At 71.4% G+C, this 24,266-nt stretch carries 24 protein-coding genes and 1 riboswitch; of the genes, 13 read left to right on the forward strand and 11 right to left on the reverse strand.

Annotated features, from left to right (window positions below; all coding sequences use genetic code 11):
- Positions 1–98: 98 nt before the first annotated feature.
- From ACFYXF_RS30610 to ACFYXF_RS30620, 3 genes are all read right to left on the reverse strand, one after another.
- Positions 99–572, reverse strand: a complete 474-nt coding sequence (locus ACFYXF_RS30610; RefSeq protein WP_369036302.1) for a C40 family peptidase — start codon at positions 570–572, stop codon at positions 99–101.
- Positions 573–575: 3 nt separating this feature from the next.
- Positions 576–787, reverse strand: a riboswitch (cyclic di-AMP (ydaO/yuaA leader).
- Positions 788–1,137: 350 nt separating this feature from the next.
- Positions 1,138–1,446, reverse strand: coding sequence for a hypothetical protein (locus ACFYXF_RS30615; RefSeq protein ID WP_006374491.1), 309 nt, complete (start codon positions 1,444–1,446; stop codon positions 1,138–1,140).
- A 7-nt stretch (positions 1,447–1,453) separates the two neighbouring features.
- Positions 1,454–2,089: an ATP-dependent Clp protease proteolytic subunit gene (locus ACFYXF_RS30620; protein ID WP_389354569.1), complete on the reverse strand. Its 636-nt coding sequence runs from the start codon at positions 2,087–2,089 to the stop codon at positions 1,454–1,456.
- Positions 2,090–2,297: 208 nt separating this feature from the next.
- Between ACFYXF_RS30620 and ACFYXF_RS30625 the strand changes: the two genes are divergently transcribed.
- The gene (locus tag ACFYXF_RS30625) at positions 2,298–2,573 is read left to right on the forward strand and encodes a type II toxin-antitoxin system Phd/YefM family antitoxin (RefSeq protein WP_389354398.1); all 276 of its coding nucleotides are present in this window, start codon (positions 2,298–2,300) and stop codon (positions 2,571–2,573) included.
- Between the two features lie 84 nt (positions 2,574–2,657).
- Here the strand turns inward: ACFYXF_RS30625 and ACFYXF_RS30630 are convergent, their stop codons facing one another.
- A complete protein-coding gene (locus ACFYXF_RS30630; protein WP_389354400.1) occupies positions 2,658–3,656 on the reverse strand; it encodes an ABC transporter permease in 999 nt (332 codons plus the stop codon).
- Positions 3,657–3,791: 135 nt separating this feature from the next.
- Here ACFYXF_RS30630 and ACFYXF_RS30635 point away from each other — a divergent pair, with 135 nt between their 5' ends.
- The 8 genes from ACFYXF_RS30635 to ACFYXF_RS30670 all read left to right on the forward strand — a co-directional run bounded on the left by ACFYXF_RS30635 (position 3,792) and on the right by ACFYXF_RS30670 (position 11,064).
- Positions 3,792–4,442 (forward strand): TetR/AcrR family transcriptional regulator, encoded by a 651-nt coding sequence (locus ACFYXF_RS30635; protein ID WP_389354402.1) that lies wholly within the window; start codon positions 3,792–3,794, stop codon positions 4,440–4,442.
- A gap of 111 nt (positions 4,443–4,553) precedes the next feature.
- Positions 4,554–4,856, forward strand: a complete 303-nt coding sequence (locus tag ACFYXF_RS30640; protein ID WP_389354404.1) for an urease subunit gamma — start codon at positions 4,554–4,556, stop codon at positions 4,854–4,856.
- Positions 4,857–4,869: 13 nt separating this feature from the next.
- Positions 4,870–5,181 carry an urease subunit beta gene (locus ACFYXF_RS30645; protein WP_055535474.1) on the forward strand — a complete coding sequence of 104 codons (312 nt, stop codon included), beginning with the start codon at positions 4,870–4,872 and terminating at the stop codon, positions 5,179–5,181.
- Positions 5,174–6,895 carry an urease subunit alpha gene (locus tag ACFYXF_RS30650; RefSeq protein ID WP_389354406.1) on the forward strand — a complete coding sequence of 574 codons (1,722 nt, stop codon included), beginning with the start codon at positions 5,174–5,176 and terminating at the stop codon, positions 6,893–6,895. The genes ACFYXF_RS30645 and ACFYXF_RS30650 overlap by 8 nt, the downstream gene beginning before the upstream one ends.
- A 16-nt stretch (positions 6,896–6,911) precedes the next feature.
- Positions 6,912–7,577 (forward strand): urease accessory protein UreF, encoded by a 666-nt coding sequence (locus tag ACFYXF_RS30655; protein WP_389354408.1) that lies wholly within the window; start codon positions 6,912–6,914, stop codon positions 7,575–7,577.
- A gap of 292 nt (positions 7,578–7,869) precedes the next feature.
- A complete protein-coding gene (ureG, locus tag ACFYXF_RS30660) occupies positions 7,870–8,550 on the forward strand; it encodes an urease accessory protein UreG (RefSeq protein WP_389354409.1) in 681 nt (226 codons plus the stop codon).
- On the forward strand, positions 8,547–9,320 hold the full coding sequence (locus tag ACFYXF_RS30665; RefSeq protein WP_389354411.1) for an urease accessory protein UreD: 774 nt from the start codon (positions 8,547–8,549) through the stop codon (positions 9,318–9,320). The genes ureG and ACFYXF_RS30665 overlap by 4 nt, the downstream gene beginning before the upstream one ends.
- Positions 9,321–9,468: 148 nt before the next feature.
- Complete coding sequence (locus ACFYXF_RS30670; RefSeq protein ID WP_389354413.1) at positions 9,469–11,064, forward strand: alpha/beta hydrolase; 1,596 nt, start codon at positions 9,469–9,471, stop codon at positions 11,062–11,064.
- A 78-nt stretch (positions 11,065–11,142) separates the two neighbouring features.
- Here ACFYXF_RS30670 and ACFYXF_RS30675 read toward each other — a convergent pair whose 3' ends face one another.
- The 7 genes from ACFYXF_RS30675 to ACFYXF_RS30705 form a co-directional block, all read right to left on the reverse strand.
- Positions 11,143–12,165 (reverse strand): NAD-dependent epimerase/dehydratase family protein, encoded by a 1,023-nt coding sequence (locus ACFYXF_RS30675; protein ID WP_389354415.1) that lies wholly within the window; start codon positions 12,163–12,165, stop codon positions 11,143–11,145.
- 86 nt (positions 12,166–12,251) lie between these two features.
- Positions 12,252–12,989, reverse strand: coding sequence for a lysophospholipid acyltransferase family protein (locus ACFYXF_RS30680; RefSeq protein WP_389354416.1), 738 nt, complete (start codon positions 12,987–12,989; stop codon positions 12,252–12,254).
- A 143-nt stretch (positions 12,990–13,132) separates the two neighbouring features.
- A complete protein-coding gene (locus ACFYXF_RS30685; protein ID WP_389354418.1) occupies positions 13,133–14,368 on the reverse strand; it encodes a PP2C family protein-serine/threonine phosphatase in 1,236 nt (411 codons plus the stop codon).
- Between the two features lie 67 nt (positions 14,369–14,435).
- Positions 14,436–16,895, reverse strand: a complete 2,460-nt coding sequence (locus ACFYXF_RS30690; RefSeq protein ID WP_389354420.1) for a SpoIIE family protein phosphatase — start codon at positions 16,893–16,895, stop codon at positions 14,436–14,438.
- Positions 16,896–17,320: 425 nt separating this feature from the next.
- On the reverse strand, positions 17,321–18,556 hold the full coding sequence (gene rocD, locus ACFYXF_RS30695; RefSeq protein WP_389354422.1) for an ornithine--oxo-acid transaminase: 1,236 nt from the start codon (positions 18,554–18,556) through the stop codon (positions 17,321–17,323).
- Positions 18,553–19,365, reverse strand: coding sequence for a dimethylargininase (gene ddaH, locus ACFYXF_RS30700; protein ID WP_389354423.1), 813 nt, complete (start codon positions 19,363–19,365; stop codon positions 18,553–18,555). Before ddaH ends, rocD begins: the two co-directional genes overlap by 4 nt.
- A gap of 123 nt (positions 19,366–19,488) precedes the next feature.
- Entirely contained in the window at positions 19,489–20,004 is a 516-nt protein-coding gene (locus ACFYXF_RS30705; protein WP_389354424.1) for an Lrp/AsnC family transcriptional regulator, read from the reverse strand.
- A 100-nt stretch (positions 20,005–20,104) separates the two neighbouring features.
- Between ACFYXF_RS30705 and ACFYXF_RS30710 the strand changes: the two genes are divergently transcribed.
- Genes ACFYXF_RS30710 through ACFYXF_RS30725 form a run of 4 tightly spaced genes read left to right on the forward strand, consistent with a single transcriptional unit; the run spans position 20,105 to position 24,256 of the window.
- The gene (locus ACFYXF_RS30710) at positions 20,105–20,872 is read left to right on the forward strand and encodes a LytR/AlgR family response regulator transcription factor (protein WP_389354426.1); all 768 of its coding nucleotides are present in this window, start codon (positions 20,105–20,107) and stop codon (positions 20,870–20,872) included.
- 16 nt (positions 20,873–20,888) lie between these two features.
- Positions 20,889–21,254 carry a hypothetical protein gene (locus ACFYXF_RS30715; protein WP_369037022.1) on the forward strand — a complete coding sequence of 122 codons (366 nt, stop codon included), beginning with the start codon at positions 20,889–20,891 and terminating at the stop codon, positions 21,252–21,254.
- A 36-nt stretch (positions 21,255–21,290) separates the two neighbouring features.
- Positions 21,291–23,045, forward strand: a complete 1,755-nt coding sequence (locus ACFYXF_RS30720) for a cation acetate symporter (protein WP_389354428.1) — start codon at positions 21,291–21,293, stop codon at positions 23,043–23,045.
- Entirely contained in the window at positions 23,042–24,256 is a 1,215-nt protein-coding gene (locus ACFYXF_RS30725) for a sensor histidine kinase (protein WP_389354430.1), read from the forward strand. The genes ACFYXF_RS30720 and ACFYXF_RS30725 overlap by 4 nt, the downstream gene beginning before the upstream one ends.
- The last annotated feature ends 10 nt before the right edge of the window (positions 24,257–24,266 follow it).

Raw genomic sequence — 24,266 nt, forward strand, 5'->3', positions numbered from 1 at the left:
CCCGAGGTGCTGCTGCGGCCCGCTGTGCCGGGGCGACCGGCCGACGGGCCCCGGGGCGGTACGGCGGCTCCGGAAACCGCCGTACCGCCCCGGGCAGGTCAGCTGACCCGGCCGTACCAGACGCTCTTCGTCCAGATCTTCTGGAGCTTCACGACGTCCCCGGTCTTCGGGGAGTGCCAGATCTTTCCCTTCCCGGCGTAGATGCCCACGTGGTAGACGTTCGAGCCCGAGTGGAAGAAGACCAGGTCCCCGCCGCGGCGGCTCTTGGCGGAGATGTGCTTGGTCTTGTTGTACTGGGCCGCCGCCGTACGAGGCAGCTTCTTGCCCGCCTTCTTGTACGAGTACAGCGTGAACCCTGAGCAGTCGAACCTGTTCGGTCCCGTGGCACCGTACTTGTACGGAGAGCCCTTCTTGGAGGCCGCGATCTGAAGTGCCTTCGTCGACGGCGCGATTGCCGCGGCCTCGGTCGCGACTCCCGGTATCACCAGGGTGCCGCCCACGGCGGCGAGGGTGAGGGCCGAGGCCGTGCCGGCTCGGGACATCATCGACGGAACACGATTGAGCGCAGACATGCGCAACCCTTCGTCAGCCGCCTGTGAAGGATGACCTGTCGGATTCGGGCTGGCGAAGTTGCCCGGCCGCTGACGCGGCTTCACCCCAAGGGCTGCTCGGCCCGGTCATGGCGTGACCGTTCCGGCGACCCGTCGTGCCTGGGTCCTCCACTCCTGCCGATGCACATCTGTCGACCGGTCATCCGGGCGGCGGCAGGACTCGGCGTCCACCCGGATCGCCCCGCCGTTGTGGCGGGGGCTTGTCGTCAGGAAGGGATCTTGGCTCATGGAAGTAGGAAAATCCCAATGGAATCAGGGCTTTGTGGCGTTACTCACCCGTGACCCATTCGGGTGGACACCCGTACCCTCGGACCAATTTGGCGAGGGTCGCGCACCCCCGGACCAGCGAGGAAACATCGCGGTTCCGGCTGCGAACTACGCGCGTCGCGCAAGTTGAACGGGCCGACTGGGGGACATGTCACTACGCCGAACGGGGGATGTCATCCAGTCACTCCCCGGCTCGTTCCGGACACTCCGTCGCCGGGACGGACGGGCCCGTCCGATACGGGTCCGCCGGCCGGGTGGGTCAACTGGCGGGCTCACGCGGAACGGTGACACGCGCCGTTCGACGCTCCCCGTCGAGAACGCGCAGCGCACGCGCCAGCGTATGGGCATGCACCTCCGCCTCGCCACGCTGATGCATCAATTCGAGCGCGTCCCGCAGCGCCACCGCCTTGGCGACCAGAGCCTGCGCGGCCCGCAGTCCGCGGTACGTGTCCCCGTGATAGGCCGGGTTGATACGGCCGAGTAGATCGGCCACTTCGAGGTAACGGTCGATCAACTCGCCCTCCGCGCGCGTCAGGGCGGGCAGCGGAGGCAGTTCGGGCGGAAGCATCGGTGGCTCACCTCGTGCCGGGGGCGGGGTCCGAGGACCTGCGGCTGGGTACGACCCGGTCCACCAGCCCGTACTCCAGGGCGGCCTGCGCGTCGAGGATCTTGTCTCGCTCGATGTCCGCGGCGACCCGCTCCGGGCTCTGTCCGGTGTGCCGTACGAGCAGTTCCTCCAGCAGGGTACGGATCCGGCCCATCTCCTGTGCCTGAATGGCGAGATCGCTCACCTGGCCCTGGATCGGCCCGGACAGCGAGGGCTGGTGGATCAGCACCCGGGCCCCCGGCAGCGCGCTGCGCTTGCCCGGCGTGCCGGCGGCCAGCAGCACGGCCGCCGCGGAGGCCGCCTGCCCCAGACAGATGGTCTCCACGTCGCAGGTGACGAACTGCATCGTGTCGTAGATCGCCGCCATCGCGCTGAACGAGCCGCCGGGGGAGTTGATGTACAGCGAGATGTCCCGGTCGGGCGCCAGATATTCGAGATGCATGAACTGCGCCATCACGTCGTTGGCCGAGGTGTCGTCGACGGGCGTCCCCAGAAAGACGATCCGCTCCTCCAGCAGCTTCGAGTACGGATCCAGCGTCCGATGCCCCGCACTGGTGCGTTCGGTGAACTCGGGCAGGACATAGCGGGCGGACGGTTCGCCGATGTCGTTCATGAGACGCGCCTCCTCGATGGCTTCCGTAAGAAATGTACAGGACGTACAGAGATAGGCGTGAGAGGGCACATGAGCTTTTCGGCCCGGGGTTCGGAAGCGCCCCAAAGGGGCGCGGGGAACTGCGCGCCCAGCCACGACGGCGCCACAGAGGAACCGACACCTTCGCCGCCCCCCAAGCGGAGCGCTTACGCTGGGGCACATGGCCTACGAGATTCCGGTGACGCAAGCCAGGGCTGAGCTCGCCGACCTGATCAACAAGGTGGTGTACGGCGGTGAGCGCGTCGTCGTGACGCGGCACGGCAAGCCCCTCGTCGCCCTGGTCTCCGCGGCCGACCTGGAACGCCTGGACGAGCTGGACGCGGCGGAGGAGCAGGTCGTCAGCGCCGTCTCCAGCGTCCGGGAGGTCGGCGCCGCGCCCGTCGAACGGCAGCGGTTCGGTATCGCGGCGGAGCATCGGGGACCCGGGGCGCGCTGATCGCGCGGCCAGGACGCAGACGTACGGGACCGGGTGCCCCCGTCCGCTGTGGCGGGGACACCCGGTCGGTTTCGCCGCGGGCGGTCAGTTCGCCAGGGCGGGCTCCCGCTCGGCGGTCGCCACCGGTTCGCTGTTCCCGTCCTCCGTACGGCGCCTGAGCGCGCTGCCCAGCAGCACCGCGCCCAGGCCCAGCGCCGCCCACCAGGTCAGGGTCAGGGCGGGACCGAGGGCCGCCGCGCCGTCGAAGAACGACACCGACCGGAGCAGCGAGGCGCCCGCACCCGGCGGCAGCCACTGACCGATCGTGCCGGCCGGCTCGGGCAGCAGTTGCGGGGCGCCGGACGCGCCGGAGAACGGGTTGCCGATCAGGACGACGGTCAGACCGCCGAGGCCGATGCCGGGGGTTCCCAGCAGTGCGGCGAGTCCGGCGACCGCGCCGCTCACGGCGAGTGTCGTCAGCCCCAGCGCGGCGGCCTCGGTCCACCAGTCGCCGGTGAGCACCCCGAGCCAGCTGTGAGTGATCGCGGCGGCGACCACGCCGACCAGCGCGGCGCTCCCGAGCAGTGCGCCGGCCGCACGGACCCCGCGCAGCCCGAGCAGGGTGACCACCGCGCCGGCGGCCACTCCGGCGAGCGCAAGTGGCAGCACGCTCGCGCCGAAGGCGGCGCCGCGCGGGTCGTTCGCGGCGGCGGGGACGACGTCGACGGTCGTGACCCGGGCGCCGGACTGCTCGGCCTGGGTGGTCACCGCCTGCGTGAGGAGCTGGGCGACGAGGGGGCTCGCGGCCGACGCGGTGAGCAGCTTCGGTCCCTGGGCGGTGACGACCACGGCGCCGTATACGGTCCGGTCCTCGACTGCGTCCCGGGCGGCGGCCTCGTCGGCGTACCGGTGGATCTCGAAGGCGCCCTCGCGGGCCGACAGCTCCTGCTCGACCTGGGTGACCGCGGCGGCCGGGCCCGCCACGCCGAGCGGCAGGTCGCGGGGCGCGGTGCGGGCGGCGGGCCAGGCGAAGGCCCAGAGCGCCAGCGCGACCAGGACGGGGACCAGGACGACTACGGCGATCATGCGGCGGCGGTGCCCCATGGCTTCTTCCTCGAATCTCGAATCGACGGATCTGAGTGGACCTAAAAAGAAGGATCGTTCGTTTTAGGTGCGCCACCACCGTCCTGCGATCGGCGTCCCTTGTCAAGAAGGAATGTTCGTTTTACTTTTGACGGCATGGCCCGTGTATCCCAGGAACACCTCGACGCCCGACGCCGTCAGATCCTCGACGGGGCGGCACTCTGCTTCGCCCGCAACGGCTTCCACGCCACGTCGATGCAGGACGTGCTCAAGGAGGTCGATCTCTCCGCCGGGGCCGTCTACCGCTACTTCAGCGGCAAGGAGGAGCTGATCGCCGCCATCGTCACCGAGGTGCTGGAGGAGGTCCGCTCCGCCTTCGAGGCCGCGGGCGAGCAGGACCCGCCTCCACCGCCGGACGTGATGGTGGGCGAGGTGATGGGCCGGATGATGGGTCTGCGCCCGGGGCTGGCGCACGAGGGAGTGGCCGTCTTTCCCCGGCTGATCGTCCAGGTGTGGGCCGAGACCCTGCGCAACGACGAGCTGTCGAAGGCGCTGAACGAGGGGTACGTCAAGGTCCGCACGGTGTGGGTGGGCCTGGTCGAGCGGTACCAGGATGCCGGGATGATGCGGGCCGACGTACCGGCCGAGAGCGTCGCGCGGACCATGATCGCGGCGGCGCAGGGCTACGTCGCGCAGATGGCCCTCTTCGGCAGCGCGCCGGTCGAAGTCCTCCAGGAGGGCCTTCGCGGGGTGATGAGCATGAGCGCGCCCGCTTCCGGCGACCCGGATGGATCACGCGCCGGTTAACGTCCTTGAAACTCCGGCCAACTAGCGTGCCCATTCGCGCCACCAGCGGTTTTGGTGGCATCGGCAACCGGACCCCGCACGGTCCGGAGCGAGGATGTGAGGTGGGACGCCGTGCAACTGACTCCGCACGAGCAGGAGAGGCTGCTGATCCATGTGGCGGCGGACGTGGCCGAGAAGCGCCGGGCTCGAGGGCTCAAACTGAACCATCCCGAGGCGGTCGCGCTGATCACCTCGCACATCCTCGAAGGCGCCCGTGACGGCCGTACGGTCGCCGAGCTGATGTCCTCCGGGCGCAAGATCCTGACCAGGGAGGACGTCATGGAGGGCATCCCCGAGATGATCCACGACGTCCAGGTCGAGGCGACCTTCCCGGACGGCACCAAGCTCGTCACCGTCCACGACCCGATCGTCTGAGGGGGCGGCTGCCGTGATTCCCGGAGAGATCCTGTTCGCCGACGGGCCCGTTGTGTACAACGAGGGCCGCGAGGTCACGTCGATGACCGTGCTGAACGCCGCCGACCGGCCTGTCCAGGTCGGCTCCCACTACCACTTCGCCGAGGCCAACCCCGGCCTGGAGTTCGACCGTGCGGCGGCGCGCGGCAAGCGGCTCAACATCGCCGCGGGCACCGCCGTACGCTTCGAGCCCGGGATCCCCGTCGACGTCGAACTCGTTCCGCTCACCGGCGCGCGCATCGTGCCCGGGCTGCGCGGGGAGACCGGAGGTGCCCTCGATGCCTGAGATCTCGCGTGCCGCGTACGCCGATCTGTTCGGCCCCACCACCGGTGACCGTATCCGGCTCGCCGACACCGACCTGATCGTCGAGATCGAGGAGGACCGCAGCGGCGGCCCCGGACTCGCCGGTGACGAGGCGGTGTTCGGCGGTGGCAAGGTCATCCGCGAATCCATGGGCCAGGCGCGTGCTACGCGCGCAGATGGCACCCCCGACACGGTCATCACGGGCGCCGTGATCATCGACCACTGGGGGATCGTCAAGGCCGACATCGGCATCCGCGACGGCCGGATCACCGGCATCGGCAAGGCCGGCAACCCCGACACGATGGACGGGGTCCATCCCGACCTGGTGATCGGTCCGGAGACCGAGATCATCGCGGGCAACGGCCGGATCGTGACGGCGGGCGCCATCGACGCGCACGTCCACCTGATCTGCCCGCAGATCGCCGACGAGGCGCTCGCGTCGGGCATCACGACGCTCGTGGGTGGCGGTACCGGCCCGGCCGAGGGCTCCAAGGCGACCACGGTCACCCCCGGCCCCTGGCACCTCGCCCGGATGCTGGAGGCGATGGAGCAGTACCCGCTCAACTTCGGTCTGCTCGGCAAGGGCAACACCGTCTCGCACGACGCGATGCTCTCCCAGATCCGCGGCGGCGCCCTCGGCCTGAAGATCCACGAGGACTGGGGCTCGACCCCGGCCGCCATCGACGCGGCGCTGACCGTAGCCGACCGTACGGGCATCCAGGTCGCGATCCACACGGACACCCTCAACGAGGCCGGTTTCGTGGCCGACACGCTCGCGGCGATCGCGGGCCGGGGCATCCACGCCTACCACACCGAGGGTGCGGGCGGCGGGCACGCGCCGGACATCATGTCGGTGGTCTCGGAGCCGCACGTCCTGCCCAGCTCGACGAACCCCACACGCCCCTACACCGTCAACACGGCCGAGGAACACCTCGACATGCTGATGGTCTGCCACCACCTGAACCCGGCGGTGCCGGAGGACCTGGCGTTCGCCGAGTCCCGGATCCGGCCGTCGACGATCGGGGCGGAGGACATACTGCACGACCTGGGCGCGATCTCGATCATCTCGTCCGACGCGCAGGCGATGGGCCGGGTCGGCGAGGTCATCATGCGGACCTGGCAGACGGCGCATGTGATGAAGCGGCGCCGGGGAGCCCTGCCGGGCGACGGCAGCGCGGACAATCACCGTGTACGTCGCTATGTCGCCAAGTACACGATCAACCCGGCACTCGCACAGGGGCTCGCGGGGGAGGTGGGCTCCGTGGAGACGGGCAAGCTCGCCGACCTGGTCCTCTGGGAGCCCGCGTTCTTCGGGGTCAAGCCGCATCTCGTCATCAAGGGCGGCCAGATCGCGTACGCGCAGATGGGCGACGCGAACGCGTCGATCCCGACTCCGCAGCCGATCCTGCCCCGGCCGATGTTCGGCGCGATCGGCCGGGCACCGGCGTCCAACTCGTTCAACTTCGTTGCCCAGTTGGCGATCGAGGACGGGCTGCCGGAGCGGCTCCAGCTCGGGAAGCGGTTCGTGGCGATCGAGTCGACGCGGGCCGTGACCAAGGCCGACATGCGGGAGAACGACGCGCGTCCGGAGGTACGGATCGACCCCGACAGCTTCGCCGTGCACATCGACGGGGAGCTGGTCGAGGCCACTCCGGCCGCCGAACTGCCCATGGCTCAGCGGTACTTCCTCTTCTGATGGGGAGGCGGTTCCAGTGAGCAGGGCAGCTTTGCTCGTTCTTGCCGACGGGCGCTTTCCCGCCGGAGGGCACGCGCACTCCGGCGGGGCGGAGGCCGCGGTGAAGGCGGGGCGTGTCACCGGGGCGGCGAGCCTGGAGGAGTTCTGCCGGGGGCGGCTGCATACGGCTGGGCTGGTGTCGGCGGCGCTGGCGGCGGCTGCGGCGTTCGGTGTCGATCCGGTGGCGCTGGACGGTGCGGCGGACGCCCGGACGCCGTCGCCGGCGTTGCGGGTCGCCGCGCGGAAGCTGGGGCGGCAGTTGATGCGGGCGGCGCGGGCGACGTGGCCGTCGGCGGAACTGGACGCGCTGGCGCGGGAGTTCCCCAAGGGGGCGCATCAGCCGGTGGTGCTGGGACTGGCTGCTCGTGCGGCGGGGTTGGGGCCGGAGGATGCGGCGTACTGCGCGGTGTACGAGAGCGTGAGTGGGCCCGCGTCGGCTGTGGTGCGGTTGCTGAGCCTTGATCCGTTCGATGCGACGGGGGTGCTGGCTCGGTTGGCGCCGGAGTTGGACCGGGTGGTGGATCGGGCGGTGGAGGTGGCGGTCGGGGGTGACGTGGATGCGTTGCCTGCGGCTTCTGCGCCGATGCTGGAGGTGGGGGCGGAGGGGCATGCGGGGTGGGCGGTGCGGTTGTTCGCGTCGTAGGTTTTCCGCCCCCGCCGCCCCTACCCGTTCCCATCCTTCTGGGGGCTGCGCCCCCAGACCCCCCTTTCGGCCTGAACGGCCTCGTCCTCAAACGCCGGACGGGCTGAGTGGTGCCAGCCGGCGCTTGATCTTTCAGCCCGTCCGGCGTTTGAGGACAAGGCCCGTTCAGGGCCGTGGCGGGGGTTTGGGGGCGGCAGCCCCCAAGGGATGGGAACGGGTAGGGGCGGCGGGGGCGAAACAAAGTCTCGGGACACACCACAACACACAGCGACCAGAACTGGAGCCGTATCTCATGCACCTCGACCACTCCCACGCCCACGCCGGCGCAGCCGTGAGTGCCGACGCGCGTCGGCCCGACGGCACCCGCCGAGCCCTCCGCATCGGCCTCGGCGGCCCCGTCGGCTCCGGCAAGACCGCCACCGTCGCAGCCCTCTGCCGAGCCCTCCGCGAAGAACTCTCCCTCGCCGTCGTCACGAACGACATCTACACCCGAGAGGACGCCGAGTTCCTGCTCAGGGAGGCCGTGCTGCCGCCCGAGCGGATCACCGCCGTCGAGACAGGCGCCTGCCCCCACACCGCCATCCGCGACGACATCTCCGCCAACCTCGAAGCCGTCGAGGACCTGGAGGACGAGGCCGGACCGCTCGACATCGTCCTTGTCGAGTCCGGCGGCGACAACCTCACCGCGACCTTCTCGAAGGGCCTCGTCGACGCGCAGATCTTCGTCATCGACGTCGCCGGCGGGGACGACATCCCCCGCAAGGGCGGCCCCGGCGTCACCACCGCCGACCTGCTCGTCGTCAACAAGACCGACCTCGCACCGTACGTCGGCTCCGACCTCGGCCGGATGGCCGCCGACGCGAAGGCGGCCCGCGGGGACATGCCCGTCGTCTTCCAGTCGCTGCGCAGCGAGGCCGGCGTCACGGACGTCGCCCTCTGGGTGCGCGCGCAGCTCGCGACGTGGACCGCATGACGACGGCCGGCGTCCGGGCCACCGCACGGATCGCCGCCCGGGCGGACGGCCGTGGCGGCACTGCCCTGCCGGTGCTCGACGGCGACGGGCCGCTCGCCCTGCGCCGTATCCGCGCGCACGGCGACGAGGCCCGCGTCATGCTGGTCGGCGCGATGAGCGGCCCGCTCGGCGGCGACCACTTCACCGTCGAGGCGCAGGTCGGGGAAGGTGCCCGACTGCATCTGGCGTCCGCCGCGGCCACCATCGCGCTGCCCGGCCAGGCGAAGGGCGAGGCCCGTTACGACGTACGGATCCAGGTTGCCGACGGAGGCGAACTCCGCTGGCTGCCCGAGCAGTTGATCTGCGCCCAGGGCAGCGAACTGTACGTCGGTACGCGCGTCGAGCTCGCGCCCGGTGCCCGGCTCGTGTTCCGCGAGGAGCAGGTACTCGGGCGCTCCGGTGAGGAACCCGGACGCCTCGGCAGCCGTCTCACGGTGCGGGTCGGGGGACGGGCAGTCCTCGACCAGGAGCTGGCCTGCGGTCCCGGAGCGCCGGGCGGCTGGGACGGGCCCGCCGTTGTGGCGGGACATCGCGCCCTCGGTCAACTCGTCGTCGTACGGCCGGAGTTCGCGAACAGGCCGGTGGAGGCCCGGATGCTGGGGGAGGACGCAGCGCTCGTACCGCTCGCAGGGCCCGCCGCCCTGGTGACCGCGCTCGCGCCGGACGCACTGCGACTGCGGCGCGTGCTGGACCAGGCACTGGCGGCACTGGAGCAGGCCCACAGCAGCTGATCGCCCGCCCATCCGCTGAGCGGAACTCCCCTCACCGTTTATCGGATTGGCAAAGAAGACCGCCCACCCCCTGTTCACAGGTCCCCCACAGCGGCAAGGATCGGTCCCCGTCAGCGACCGACAGCAACCACGTACGGGGAGGCCCCACTTGAGAGGCACGAGACCGACGAAACGAGCCGCCGCGCTCGGTTCCGCCGGAGCGCTCATCACGGCGACCCTGATAGCGGGCGCCGTCACGGCGCCCGCGGCCAGTGCGAGCGCCCGTCACGGCCAGGACCGTGAGACGCGGGGCGCGACGATCGCCGCCGCGAAGGCCGCGAAGGCCGGCATCGACTGGCAGGACTGCCCGGCCGACTGGGGTCTGGAGAAGCCGATCCAGTGCGGCTGGGTCACGGTGCCGCTCGACTACGCGAAGCCGTACGGCAAGCAGATCAAGCTCGCCGTCGACCGCATCGGCAACACGGGGACGAAGGAGGAGCGGCAGGGCGCGCTCGTCTACAACCCCGGCGGTCCCGGTGGCTCCGGGCTGCGCTTCCCGCGCCGGGTCACGACCAAGAACCCGCTGTGGGTCAACGTCTCGAAGGCGTACGACTTCGTGGGCTTCGACCCGCGCGGAGTCGGCCACTCGGCGCCCATCTCCTGCGCCGACCCGCAGGAGTTCGTGAAGGCGCCCAAGGCGGACCCGGTGCCCGACTCGGAGGCGGACAAGCGCGCCCAGCGCAAGCTGGCCCGCGAGTACGCTGAAGGCTGCTACGAGCGCAGCGGCGAGATGCTGCCGTACATGACCACCCCGAACACCGTGCGCGACCTGGACGTCATCCGGGCCGCGCTGGGGGAGAAGAAGCTCAACTTCCTCGGGGTGTCCTACGGGACGTACATCGCGGCTGTCTACGGCACGCTGTACCCGAGCCATGTCCGCCGCATGATCGCGGACAGCGTCGTCAACCCGTCGCGCGAGAAGATCTGGTACGAGGCCAACCTCGACCAGGACGTCGCCTTCGAGATGCGCTGGAACGACTGGCAGGACTGGGTCGCCAAGAACGACGCGGTCTTCCACCTCGGCACCACACGGGCCCAAGTCCAGGCGAAATGGCTGGAGTTGCGGGCCACCGCCAAGAAGAACCCGATCGGCGGGCTCGTCGGACCGGCCGAACTGATCGGCTTCTTCCAGGGCGCCCCGTACTACGACTCGTCGTGGATCCCGGTCGCCACCGTGTTCAGCAAGTACTTCGCGGGCGACACCCAGGCGCTCGTCGACGCGGCGGCCCCCGACCTCTCGGACACCGCGGGCAACGCGACCGCCGAGAACGGCAACGCCGTCTACACGGCCGTCGAGTGCACCGACGCCAAGTGGCCCACCAGCTGGAAGAAGTGGGACCGCGACAACACCCGGCTGCACAAGGACTATCCGTTCCTCACCTGGGCCAACGCCTGGTTGAACCTGCCGTGCGCGACCTGGCCGGTCAAGCAGCAGACCCCGGTGAACGTGAAGTCCGGCAAGGGCCTGCCGCCGGTGCTGATCGTGCAGTCCGAGCGTGACGCGGCCACCCCGTACGAGGGCGGAGTCGAACTGCACAAGCGTTTCAAGGGCTCCCGTCTGATCACCGAGAAGGACGCGGGCTCCCACGGCGTGACCGGGCTCGTCAACCCGTGCATCAACGAGCGGGTGGACACCTACCTGCTCACCGGCAAGGTGGACGCGGCGGACGTGACCTGCGCCCCGCACGCGATACCGAAGCCGTAGCGGCAAAAGGTGAGGGGCGGCCGGAGATTTCTCCGGCCGCCCCTTTTCCGTCACACGAACCCCGTCACGCGAGCCCCGTCACACGAGCCAGGCGTCCTCCGCCGCGTAGTCGAAGAGGTCGCCGTACGTCTCGTACATCTTGGGGTACGCCTCCCGCCAGTCCCGCCCGGCCAGTTGACCCTCGATCCAGGCGACGGTCTCCGGCAGACTCTCCGCGTACGTCACGACGGGCCGGTAGCCCAACTCCCGTTCCGCGGCGGACATGTCGCACACCACGGGCACCGGAACCGACCACGGGGTGTCGCCCACCGTGGGCGCCGGGGGAGGCCCGTCCACCAGGACGTCCTCCACCTCGACGCCCATCACGGCGTCGATGGCCCCCGCGATCTCGGCCACCGTCGGCGCCTCGGGATCGACGGCGTTGAGGGCCCGGGCACCCGGGCGCGCCGCGGCCAGCCGGACCAGTTCGGCGATGTTGTGGACGCTCGCCGGATGGAAACGGCTCGCGCCACCGTAGGCGAGGACGCGCCGACGACGCCCGTCCAGGTTGCGCTTGACGAAGTACAGCTCGCGCGGGGTCCGGCAGTACGGCCCGTGGATCGCGCCCGCCCGCAGCAGCGTCGTCGGCAACTGATCGGCGACGGCGAGGAGTTCACGTTCGAGCCCCGCCTTGCGGGTGCTGTACGAGGCTTCGCCCGGGCTGATCGTGCGCTGGTCCTCGGTGATGGGCACGGGGTACTCGGGGAATCCGTCGGGCTCGCTCTGTGTGTCGAAGTTCCGCCCCTTGTCGTCCTCGTACACGGACAGACTGGAGATCACCACGGCCGACCCGACCCGGCCGGCGAGACCGGCCAACTGCCGTGCGTGCTCGGGCCCGTAGGCCACCATGTCCACGAGGACGTCGCACCCGTCGCCCACGGCCGCCGCGAGCGCCGCGTCGTCGGTCCGGTCGGCCGCCGCGACCCGCACCTCCTCCGGCCAGTCCGCGTCCCGCCCGCCACCCCGCGAGACGGCGGTCACGTCCCACCCGTCCCTGGCGAGCGCACCCACGGCCACCCGCCCGATCTGTCCCGTCGCCCCGATCACCACAGCTCGTGTCATGCAGCGACGGTAACCGCTGCCGCCGCCGGGCCGGCCGGGGATTAGCCACGAGCAGATCACAGCCACGGGCGAGAGCGCCAAAGGCTTCAACTCAGCGGCATACGCGGGAACTTGCGCCCCCGCTGCTCCTTCTCCGCCTTCTTGCGCTCGGCCTCCTCCGCCTTGGCGACCGCCGCGTACTGGTCGACGTACTCCTGCTCGGAGAGGGTGAGGATGGCGTACATGATCTCGTCGGTGATGGCCCGCAGCACCGCCTTCTCGTCCTCCATCCCGAGGTAGCGGGAGAAGTCGAGGGGCTTGCCGAAACGAATCACCACGGGATGGATGTTCGGGATCACCTTGCCCGGCGGCTGTGCCTCGAAGGTGCCGATCATCGCGCACGGGATGACGGGCACCTGCGCCCTGAGCGCCATGACGGCGACCCCGACCTTGCCCTTGTACAGCCGTCCGTCGTGCGACCGGGTGCCCTCCGGATAGATGCCGAGCAGCTCGTCCTTGCTCAGCACCCCGAGCCCTTCGCGGATGGCCGCCTGCCCGGCCTCCTTGCCGGACCGGTCCACCGGAATCTGCCCGGCACTCCGGAAGAAGGAGGCGGTCAGCCGTCCCTTGATCCCGGGCCCCGTGAAGTACTCGGCCTTCGCGAGGAAGGTGATGCGCCGCTTGAGGACCGCGGGCATCAGGAAGTGGTCCGCGAACGACAGATGATTCCCCGCGATGATGGCGGGACCCGACGACGGTACGTGTTCGAGTCCCTCGATCCGCGGTCGGAACACCAGTCTCAGCAGCGGACCGAGAAGCACATATTTGAGCACGTAGTAGAACAAAGGGGGTCGCTCCTCACTCCGTCGGGATCGGCTCAACCGCCGCGTTCTAGCAGGTCAGCCGGGCTCGCGTCGGGCCGTCAGTGTATGTGCAGGCGGGTTCCGCCGGAACCGGGTGGAATCGCGCCGCCGACGCTCGGCCACCCTCACAGCCGTACGACGATCAACGCGGTGTCATCGGTTGCGCCACCTGGCGGCAGCAGTTCCAACAGGACGGCGTCGGCGAGTCGTTCGGGGTCCGCCGCGCGGTGGCGGGCGAGGGAGTCGGCAAGGCGGGTCAGGCCGATGTCGATGTCCTCGTGGCGGCGTTCGATCAGGCCGTCGGTGTAGAGGACGAGGGTGGCGCCGGCCGTGAACGTCGTCTCGGCCTGCGGGCGGGGGGCCGGGTCGGGGCGGGCGTCGAGCGGGGGGTCGGTGGCCCGGTCCAGGAACTCCACGCGGCCGTCGGGGTGGACCAGTACGGGCGGGGGGTGCCCGGCGCAGCTGTAGGTGATCGTGCAGCGCTCGAAGTCGATGAACGTCGTGACGGCGGTGGCCGACTCCGCGCCGTCGACGACATGGGCGTACCGGCCCAGGACGTCCAGGGCCTGGGCGGGGCCCTCGGCGACCCGGGAGGCGGCGCTGAGCGCGCTGCGCAGCTGGCCCATGACACCGGCCGCTCCCAAGCCGTGGCCGACGACGTCGCCCACGGACACGCCGATGCGGTCGCCGCCCACCAGGTCGACCAGGTCGTACCAGTCCCCGCACACGTTCAGCGAGCCCACCGCGGGCCGGTAGCGCACGGCGGCCCGGTGGTGGCCCACCTGTCGGTGGGCGGGCAGCATCGCTTCCTGGAGAGCCAGGGCGACCTCGCGTTCACGGGCGTGGGCGCGCCGGAGGCGGTCGTTGAGATCCTGCAACTCGCGGGCGCGTGTGTACAGTTCGGCCTCCAGTACGCGGGCCCGGGTGCCTCCGCTCCGCCCGCCGCGGGCCCGGATCAGTTCGGTGACCTCCTCGACCCGGTGCACCAGGAGCACGACCCGCCCGTCCGGGCCGAGCACCGGCGCGTTGACCGGGCTCCAGTAGCGCTCCTCCCACTCGCCGGGCCGGTCGGGGTCCTCCACGTCGTAGCGCTGGAGGGCCATGGTGTCGCGCTCGCCGGTGGCCAGTACGCGGTGCAGCGAGGCCTCCAGGTTGCGCATGCCCGTCGCGGTGGGGTCGTTCGGGTTGTCGGGGAAGACGTCGAACAGATGGTGGCCGATCAGATCCTGGCGCTTGCGCCCGGTCAGCCGCAGGAACTCCTCGTTGGCGTCCGCGTACACCAGTTCGGGCGTCAGCAGCGCCACCATGCCGGGCAGGGCCTGGAACACCCCCGCGTAGTCGATCGTCGCCGTCTTGTTCATGGTTCCCGCCTCACACCGGGGCCCCATCAGTTTCCCACGTCATGACCGGTATGCACCGGCTCGTGCGTCACACCGATGGACCCGTGAGGGACTGCTCGGCCCAGATGATCTTCCCGTCGGGGACGAAGCGGGTGCCCCAGCGCTGGGAGAACTGGGAGACGAGGAGCAGCCCGCGCCCGCCCTCGTCGGTGGTGCGCGGATGGCGCAGATGGGGTGCGGTGGCGCCGCCGTCGAAGACCTCGCAGATCAGCGAGCGGTCCTTGATCAGACGCAGCCGGATGGGCAGGGCGGCATGACGGATGGCGTTGGTGACCAGTTCGCTGACGACCAGCTCCGTGGTGAAGGCCAGCTCCTCCAGAGACCACTCCGTGAGCTGCCGGGTGGCCTCCTTGCGGGCGTCGGCGACGACCGCCGGGTCGGCGGGCAGGTCCCAGTCGGCGACCTGGTCGGCGCCGAGCAGCCGGGTACGGGCCATCAGCAGGGCCACGTCGTCATTCGGGCGCGCGGGCACCAGGGCGTCGACCACGGTCCGGCAGCGAACGGCGAGCGACGGCTCCGGCCGCTCCAGCGCCCGCCGCAGCCGGTCCCGGGCCCCGTCGTCGGCCCCGCTCTGCCCGGGGGCCAGCAGGCCGTCGGTGTGGAGCGCGAGCGTGCTGCCCTCCGCCAGGGCCAGCTCGACCGACTCGAAGGGCAGTCCGCCCGCGCCGAGCGAGGACCCCTGGGGCAGGTCGACGAACGTGACCGTGCCGTCGGGCAGCACGACGGCGGGCGCGGGGTGGCCCGCGGCGGCCATGGTGCACTGCCCGTCCACCGGGTCGTAGACGACGTACAGGCACCCCGAGCCCACGGCCTGGGTGCTGTCGGCCGCCGCCGTGTCCGGCCCGAGGCCCTCCTCGCGGGCCGCCGTCGCGACCAGGTCGTCGAGGTGGGCGAGCACCTCCTCGGGCGGCAGATCCAGGGCCGCGAGGGTCCGTACGGCGGTCCGCAGCCGGCCCATGGCGGCCGCGGCGTCGATGCCGTGACCGGGCACCTCGCCCACGACCAGGGCGACGCGGGCACCGGACAGCGGCACGAGGTCGTACCAGTCGCCGCCGAGGCCGGTCAGCTCGTCGGCCGGCCGGTACTCCGCGGCCACCTCCACGGCGTCCTGCTCGGGCAGCCGGTGGGGGAGCAGACTGCGCTGGAGGACCAGCGCGGCCTCGCGCTCGCGGGTGTAGCGCCGGGCGTTGTCCACGCAGACGGCCGCGCGCGAGACGAGGTCCTCGGCGAGGCTCAGATCGTCCTCGTCGAACGGCTCCTGGCGGTGGCGCCGGAAGAAGGTGGTGATCCCCAGGGTGACGCCCCGAGCCCGGACGGGCACGATCATCACACTGTGCAGCCCCAGCTCCAGGAAGGTGGCCGCCCGGCCGCCGGAGCCGCCCGTGGCCCACTCCTCGGCGCGGGGGTCGAGGTGCGGCTCGCGCCAGGGCCGGCCGGTGGTGAGGGAGAGCACCGGGGGTGATCCGGCCCGGTAGCCGGCCACGTCGCCGACGCGGACGACGGTCTCCGGGACGCTGTCGAGCACCGTCTGATGGCCGGCCCGGCGCAGCAGCACCCGGTCCGTGGTGCTCAGCGGCCCGGCCGGGAGCTCCGCGCCCCGCAGCACCGGTTCCAGCAGGTCCACGGCGACGGAGTCGGCGAAGGCCGGCACCACCACGTCGGCCAGCTCCTGGGCGGTGCGCACGATGTCCAGGCTGCGGCCGATCTGCTCGCCCGCCCGGTCGAGCAGGGCGAGCCGCTGCCGGGCCCGGTGCCGCTCGGTGATGTCGACGACGGTGTAGTAGACGCCCATCGGATGGCCCCGGTCGTCCTCGAGCCGCGTGAACGACAGCATGTGCGCCGTCTCCCGGTGGGGTGCGGAGCGCAGCCGGCCCACGTGCTCGTACCCGACCACCGGCTCCCCGGTCTCCAGCACCCCGCGCATCTGCGCCTCGATCGCCTCGGAGTCCAGGCCGGGCTGTACGTCCGCCAGCCTGAGCCCCAGCCGGTGCCTGGCGGGTCCGCCGCCGAACTGCTCCAGGGCCGCGTTCGACCACACGAAGCGCAGACCCGCGTCGACGATCGCTATGCCGACCGGGGACCCCGAGACCATCTGCTCCAGCACCGTGCGGCTCATGTCCCAGCCGGGCGCCTCGTCCATCTCCGACAGCAGCACCAGCCACTGGGCGGCGCCCCCGGGCTCCAGCGCCGAGGTGATCCGCACCATGACCCGGACCGGCCGCCCGTCCTTGCGCCGCGCTGTCAGCAGCCCCGCCCAGCCGCCGTCCCGACGGCACCGCTTGGCGAGTTCCGGCACCCGTTCGGCGTCCTCGGCGGACAACAGCCCGGCGACCTGCGTGCCCACGACCTCGGCGGGGGCGTACGCCAGCAGCCGCTGGGCGTCCCGGGTCCAGCTCGTCACGACGCCCTGTGCGTCGAGCAGCACGGGCGCGGCGTCGGCCACGTCGAACCGCTGCCGGGCGACGCGCTGCTCCTCGTAAGTGCCCACGGCCGACCTCTCTGTCGCTGAGAGTGGTCTACCACCTCTTGCCCCGGTCTTCACCCCGCAGAGCGGCGGCCGGGTCCACGGGGCGCACCCCCTGGACCGCGGATGCGGTGTCAGCCCTGCCCGCACACCTTCTCCAGGGTCCCGCGCCTTGAGGCTGCGCGCACGGGAACGCGCTCACCGGCGCTGGTGTGGCGCCGCGGCCCGGTCCACGGGTGCACCCCGTAGACCGGTGGATGCCGCGTCGGCCCTGCCTGCACACCCTCTCCGGCGTCCCGCGATGTGCGGCTGCACGCATCGGACCCCGCTCACCGGCGCCGATGCGGCGCTGGTGATTCCCCGAGACCTGATCCGCCGGACAGGACCCGGCCCCCGCACGCCGACGGCCGGGCCCACGGGACGCACCCCGTGGACCCGTGAATGCCGGATCAGCCCTGCCCGAGCACCCTCTCCAGGGTTCCGACGGCCGAGCGCAGTTCCTCGGCCGTGACCGTCAGAGGTGGTGCCAGCCGGATGGTCGAGCCATGTGTGTCCTTCACGAGGATTCCCGCCCGCATCAGGCGCTCGCTGATCTCCCGCCCGGTGCCGATGGCCGGGTCGATGTCGACGCCCGCCCACAGGCCCCGTGACCGGAAGCCGACCACGCCCTTGCCGACCAGCCCGGTCAGGCCGTCGCGCAGGACGGCGCCCAGCTCGGCCGCCCTGTGCTGGAACTCGCCGGTCTCCAGCAGCTCGACCACGGCCTGGCCGACCGCCGCCGCCAGGGGGTTTCCGCCGAACGTCGAGCCGTGTTCGCCCGGCCGCAGTACCCCGAGGACGTCCCGGCGGGCGACCACCGCCGACACCGGCACGATGCCGCCGCCCAGCGCCTTGCCGAGCAGGACCATGTCCGGGACGACGTCCTCGTGGTCGACCGCCAGGGTGCGGCCGGTGCGACCGAGGCCCGACTGGATCTCGTCGGCGATGAACAGGCAGCCCTCGCGGCGCGTCAGTTCGCGTACGCCGGTGAGGTAGCCGTCGTCGGGGATCAGGACGCCCGCCTCGCCCTGGATCGGCTCCAGGAGGACCGCCGCCGTCGTCTCGTCGATCGCCTCCTCCAGGGCCGCCAGGTCGTTGTACGGGACGATCCGGAAGCCCGGCGTGAACGGACCGAAGCCCGCACGCGCCGTCTCGTCCGTCGAGAAGCTGACGATCGTCGTCGTACGGCCGTGGAAGTTGTCCGCCGCGACCACGATCGTCGCCCGGTCGGCGGGGACGCCCTTCACCTCGTACGCCCATTTGCGGGCCACCTTGATCGCGCTCTCGACGGCCTCCGCGCCGGTGTTCATCGGCAGGACCATGTCCAGGCCGATCAGCTCGGCCAGGGAGGTGGCGAACCGGGCCAGCCGGTCGTTGTGGAAGGCGCGGGAGGTGAGCGTGAGGCGGTCCAGCTGGCGGTGGGCCGCCTCGATCAGCGTCGGGTGGCGGTGGCCGAAGTTCAGGGCCGAGTAGCCCGCCAGCATGTCCAGATAGCGGCGGCCCTCGACGTCCTCGACCCAGGCGCCCTCGGCGCGGGCCACGACCACGGGCAGCGGGTGGTAGTTGTGCGCGAGGACCGGCTCCTCGGCGCGGATCAGGTCCGCGGAGGTGCGGGTGCCGGCGCCGGTGGTCGTCAGTGCGGTCATGAGCGGATCTCCTGGGTGCAGCACTTGATGCCGCCGCCGGCCTTGCGGAACTCCGACAGGTCGACGGGGACGGGGAGGTAGCCGTGGCGCCGAAGTTCGGCGGCGAGGGCCGTGGCGCCGGGGTCGATGAAGACGTGGTGGCCGTCCGACACCGAGTTCAGCCCGAACGTCATCGCGTCCTCGCGGGTCGCCACGACCGCGTGCGGATACAGCCGCGCCAGCACCTCACGGCTGCCCGGCGAGAACGCCCCCGGGTAGTACGCGATGTTCGTCTCGTCCAGGACGAACAGCGCCGTGTCCAGGTGGTAGAAGTACGGGTCCGTGAGCTTGAGGCCGATCACCGGCATCCCGAAGTACTCCTGCACCTCGTGGTGGGCCTCACGGGTCGTACGGAAGCCCGTGCCCGCCAGGATCCAGCGGCCGGCCGGGACCAGGTCGCCCTCGCCCTCGCACACCGACTCGGGGCGGTACACGTCGAAGCCCGCCGACTTGAACCACGTCTCGTACGCGGTCGACTCGGGGCGGCGCTCCGGGGCGTGGAACGAGGAGCCGAAGACACGGCCGTCGACGACGACCGCCGAGTTCGCCGCGAACACCATGTCGGGCAGGCCGACGACCGGCTCCACGGTGTCCACGGTGTGGCCATGGGCGCGGTAGGCGCTGATCAGCGAGCGCCACTGCTCCTGGGCCAGATCCACGTCGACCCTGGTGTCGGGATTCATCCAGGGGTTGATCGCGTACTGCACGGCGAAGTGTCTGGGTTCACAGACGAGAAAGCGCCGGGATCGCGGCACACGGCTTTCGGGCACAGAGGGGTTCCTCCGCTTCCTGCGGTGTCGGGTGGGATTGATACCAAGGTAGGAACCGATCCCGACGCCCGACAAGCGACAACCACTGCGTGTCCGCGCAGGAATCCTGCGTCTTTGGCACCCTCAACGCAGATCTGATGCGTTTCCCGAAGTGTGGTTCGGCGCAGGGTGGGTAGCGCCCGCCTCCGGGCTTTCCGGGAGGAGGTGGGACAGCACCATGTAGCTGATCGTCTTCCGGATGAACGGCTCCCTGCGGATGCGCTCCAGCACGTTCTCGAAGTGCCCCACATCCGTCGCCCGCACATGCAGCAGCGCGTCCGCGCCACCCGTCACCGTCATCGCCGCCGTGATCTCCGGATGGTTGCGCACGACCTCCGCCAGCCGCCGCGGCGGCGCCGCGCCCTCGCAGTACACCTCGACGTACGCCTCCGTACGCCAGCCGAGCGCCGACGGCTCCACCGTCGCCGTGAACCCGGTGATCACGCCCGACTCGCGCAGCCGGTCCACGCGCCGCTTGACCGCCGTGGACGACAGCCCGATCGCCGCGCCGATCTCGGCGAAACTCGTACGGGAGTTCGCCATCAGGGTGGTGATGATCTTCCGGTCCAGCTCGTCGAATGGCGCCGGCCTGCTGTTCATCCGGGCACTGTATCCAGCGACCATCGGGCAGCGCGCCCGCTGACAGCTTGCGCGTCCGGCGCATGTGCACGCGTACGAATTCCACCTACACTCCACCTTCATGCTGCGCGCCCTCGCCGTCGACGACGAACGCCCCTCCCTGGAGGAGCTGCTGTATCTGCTGCACGCGGATCCACGCATCGGCAGCGCGGAGGGCGCAGGCGACGCCACCGAGGCACTGCGCCGCATCAACCGCGCCCTGGAGTCGGGGCCCGGCGGCCCCGAGGCCATCGACGTCGTGTTCCTCGACATCCACATGCCCGGCCTCGACGGCCTCGACCTGGCCCGGCTCCTCACCGGGTTCGCCAAGCCGCCCCTCGTCGTGTTCGTCACCGCCCACGAGGACTTCGCCGTCCAGGCCTTCGACCTCAAGGCCGTGGACTACGTCCTGAAGCCCGTACGCAAGGAACGCCTCGCCGAGGCCATCCGCCGCGCCGCCGAACTCCGCGACAGCGCCCCGTCCGTGCCCGCGCCCATACCCGTGCACGAACCCGACCCCGACCACATACCCGTCGAACTCGGCGGCGTGACCCGCTTCGTCGCCGTCGACGACATCACCCACGCCGAAGCCCAGGGCGACTACGCCCGACTGCACACCGACCGGGGCAGCCACCTCGTCCGCATCCCGCTCTCCACCCTGGAGGAGCGCTGGCGGGCCCGCGGGTTCGTCCGTATCCACCGCCGCCATCTCGTCGCCCTGCGCCACATCGGCGAACTCCGCCTCGACGCGGGCACCGTGAGCGTCCTGGTCGGCGCCGAGGAACTCCAGGTCAGCCGACGGCACGCACGCGAACTGCGGGACCTGCTGATGCGCCGGCCCACGAGCTGAGGGGCACCTTCCAGCCATGCCCCAGGACCCTTCCGAACGCCGGGTCGTCGTCACGGGACCGCCCCGGCGTGTCCGCCGCACCTCGGGCTACTACCGGCCGCGCACCGAGATCGACGAGCAGACCACCCTCGGCCACACCTACGTTCGCTCCCTGATGCGCTCCCAACTCCGCGCCGCCTTCGGTGTGTTCGCGGTCCTCGCGCTGCTGATCGCCCCGCTGCCGCTGCTCTTCGCGGCGATGCCCGACGCCCACCACCTGGAGTGGCTCATCCTCGGCTTCGGCCTCTACGCGCCGCTCGTCCTGCTCGCCCGCTGGTACGTGCGGCGCGCCGAACGCAACGAACGCGACTTCGTCCGGCTGGTCGAGGACCGGGACCGCTGATGAACAGGAACCGCCGATGAACAGGAACCGGTTCCTGTGAACGAGAACTACGCCGTCCCGGCCGTCGCCCTCGTCGTCGTGGCGACGGTCTTCGTCGGCGCGTTCGGCCTGCGCATCTCCCGCACCACCTCCGACTTCTACGTCGCCTCCCGCACCGTCGGCCCCCGCCTCAACGCCGCCGCGATCAGCGGCGAGTACCTCTCCGCCGCCTCCTTCCTCGGCATCGCCGGCCTGGTCCTCGTCCAGGGCCCCGACATGCTCTGGTACCCGGTCGGCTACACCGCCGGATACCTGCTCCTGCTCCTCTTCGTCGCCGCCCCGCTGCGCCGTTCCGGCGCCTACACGCTCCCCGACTTCGCCGAGGCCCGCCTCGCCTCCCAGGCCGTACGACGGCTCGCCGGGGCCTTCGTCGTCGGCGTCGGCTGGCTCTACCTGCTGCCCCAACTCCAGGGCGCGGGACTGACGTTGGCGGTGCTGACCGACGCGCCCGACTGGGTCGGCGGGGTCATCGTCGCCGTCGTCGTGGTCGCCACCGTCGCCGCCGGCGGCATGCGCAGCATCACCTTCGTCCAGGCCTTCCAGTACTGGCTGAAACTCACCGCCCTGCTCGTCCCGGCCCTCTTCCTCGTCCTCGCCTGGCAGGGCGACGGCGCCCCCCGCCACGCCTTCGACGAACCCGCCACCTTCCGCGAACAGCGCGTCGTCCGCGTCGAGGACCGCCTCGACCTCAAGCTGAAGGCGCCCCTCACCGTCACCGTGACCGGCACCGTCGACGGCCGCCCGCACAAGGACCAGGTCCTCCGTCTCCCCGCCGGCACCCACCACATCGACCCCGGTACCCGCCTCACCTTCGCCAAGGGCGCCACCCTCCCCGAGGCCGACCGGGGCAACAACGGCGGCATGTCGACCTCCCTCGCCGAAGGCCGCGAGGAACGCCCGCTGTACGCCACGTACGGCCTGATCCTCGCCACCTTCCTCGGCACCATGGGCCTGCCGCACGTCGTGGTCCGCTTCTACACCAGCCCGCACGGCGTCGCCGCCCGCCGCACCACCGTCGCCGTCCTCGGCCTCATCGGCGCCTTCTACCTCCTCCCGCCTGTCTACGGCGCTCTGGGCCGCCTCTACGCCCCCGAACTGGCCCTCACCTCCGACGCCGACGCCTCCGTCCTGCTGCTGCCCGACCGCATGATCGGCGGCCTCGGCGGCGACCTCCTGGGCGCACTGGTGGCCGGCGGCGCCTTCGCCGCGTTCCTGTCCACCGCGTCGGGGCTCACCATGGCCGTCGCCGGCGTCCTCACCCAGGACGTCCTGCCCTCGCGCGGCGTACGGCACTTCAGGCTCGGCACGGTCATCTCCATGGTCGTACCGCTCGCCGCCAGCGTCATCGTCGGCGGGCTCCCGGTCGCCGACGCCGTCGGGCTCGCCTTCGCCGTGTCCGCGTCCTCCTTCTGCCCACTGCTCGTCCTCGGCATCTGGTGGCACCGCCTGACCCCGCCCGGCGCCGCCGCCGGAATGCTCGTCGGCGGAGGCTCCGCGCTCGTCGCCGTCGCCGCGACCATGGCGGGCTTCCCGGGTACGGGCGCCCTGCACGCGCTGCTCGCCTGGCCCGCCCTCTGGTCCGTACCCCTGGGATTCCTCACCATGGTCCTGGTGTCCCTGGCCACCCCGGGCCGCGTCCCGGCCGGTACGGCGGCCATCCTGGCCCGCTTCCACCTCCCGGAGGAGCTGTCCGGGGCGCACGGCGGCCACGGTCTCGGGGGACCGGCGCGTACGGAGGTGACACGGACATGAGCGGATTCCTGGCCGGGCTCTGCGTGGCCATCCTCCCGCTGCTCGCCGCCGGCTTCTGGCTGGGCCGGCGCACCGCACGCCCCGAACGCCTCGGCGGTCTCGGCACCCCCGTCGAGCACGCCACCTTCGAGACCCTGCACACCGCGTCCCTCGCCGCGCCCCCGCTGCGCGCCGGCCTCACCGAGGAGACCGCCCGCCGCTCGGCCCGCCGACTGCGCACCCTGCTCGGCACGGACGCCCTCTGCCTCACCGACCAGAAGTCGGTCCTCGTCTGGGACGGCGTCGGCGAACACCACCGCGCCGAGATCATGGAACGCCTCGCCGGCCCCCTCGAATCCGGCCGGGGCGAGGCCTTCCGCCTGACCTGCGACGCCCCGGACTGCCCCCTGCGCTGGGCCGTCGTGGCCCCCCTCACCGTCGACGACCGAGTCCACGGCGCCCTCGTCGCCTGCGCGCCCCGCGAGTCGGCGGTCCTCGTCCGCGCCGCCGGAGAGGTCGCCCGCTGGGTCTCCGTCCAGCTGGAGTTGGCGGACCTCGACCAGTCCCGCACCCGCCTGATCGAGGCCGAGATCAAGGCACTTCGCGCCCAGATATCCCCGCACTTCATCTTCAACTCGCTCGCGGTGATCGCCTCGTTCGTCCGCACCGACCCCGAGCGCGCCCGCGAACTGCTCCTGGAATTCGCCGACTTCACCCGCTACTCGTTCCGCAGGCACGGCGACTTCACCACCCTCGCCGAGGAACTCCACGCCATCGACCACTACTTGGCCCTGGTCCGCGCCCGCTTCGGCGACCGTCTCTCCGTGACCCTTCAGATCGCCCCCGAGGTGCTCCCGGTCGCCCTGCCCTTCCTCTGCCTCCAGCCCCTCGTGGAGAACGCCGTCAAACACGGCCTGGAGGGCAGGGCGGCGTTCGCGGGCAAGAGCCACATCAGCATCACCGCGCAGGACGCGGGCGCCGAGGCCCTGGTCGTCATCGAGGACGACGGCGCCGGAATGGACCCGGTACTGCTCCGCCGTATCCTCGCGGGCGAGGTCAGCCCGTCGGGCGGCATCGGCCTCTCGAACGTCGACGACCGGCTCCGCCAGGTCTACGGCGACGACCACGGCCTCGTCATAGAGACCGCCCTGGGCGCCGGAATGAAGATCACCGCCCGGCTGCCCAAGTACCAGCCGGGCGTCCACTCGGCGGGCCGCCTCTTCGAGGACTGACCCGGCCCGC

Source organism: Streptomyces sp. NPDC002680, from assembly GCF_042889145.1.
Lineage (GTDB): Bacteria > Actinomycetota > Actinomycetes > Streptomycetales > Streptomycetaceae > Streptomyces > Streptomyces adonidis.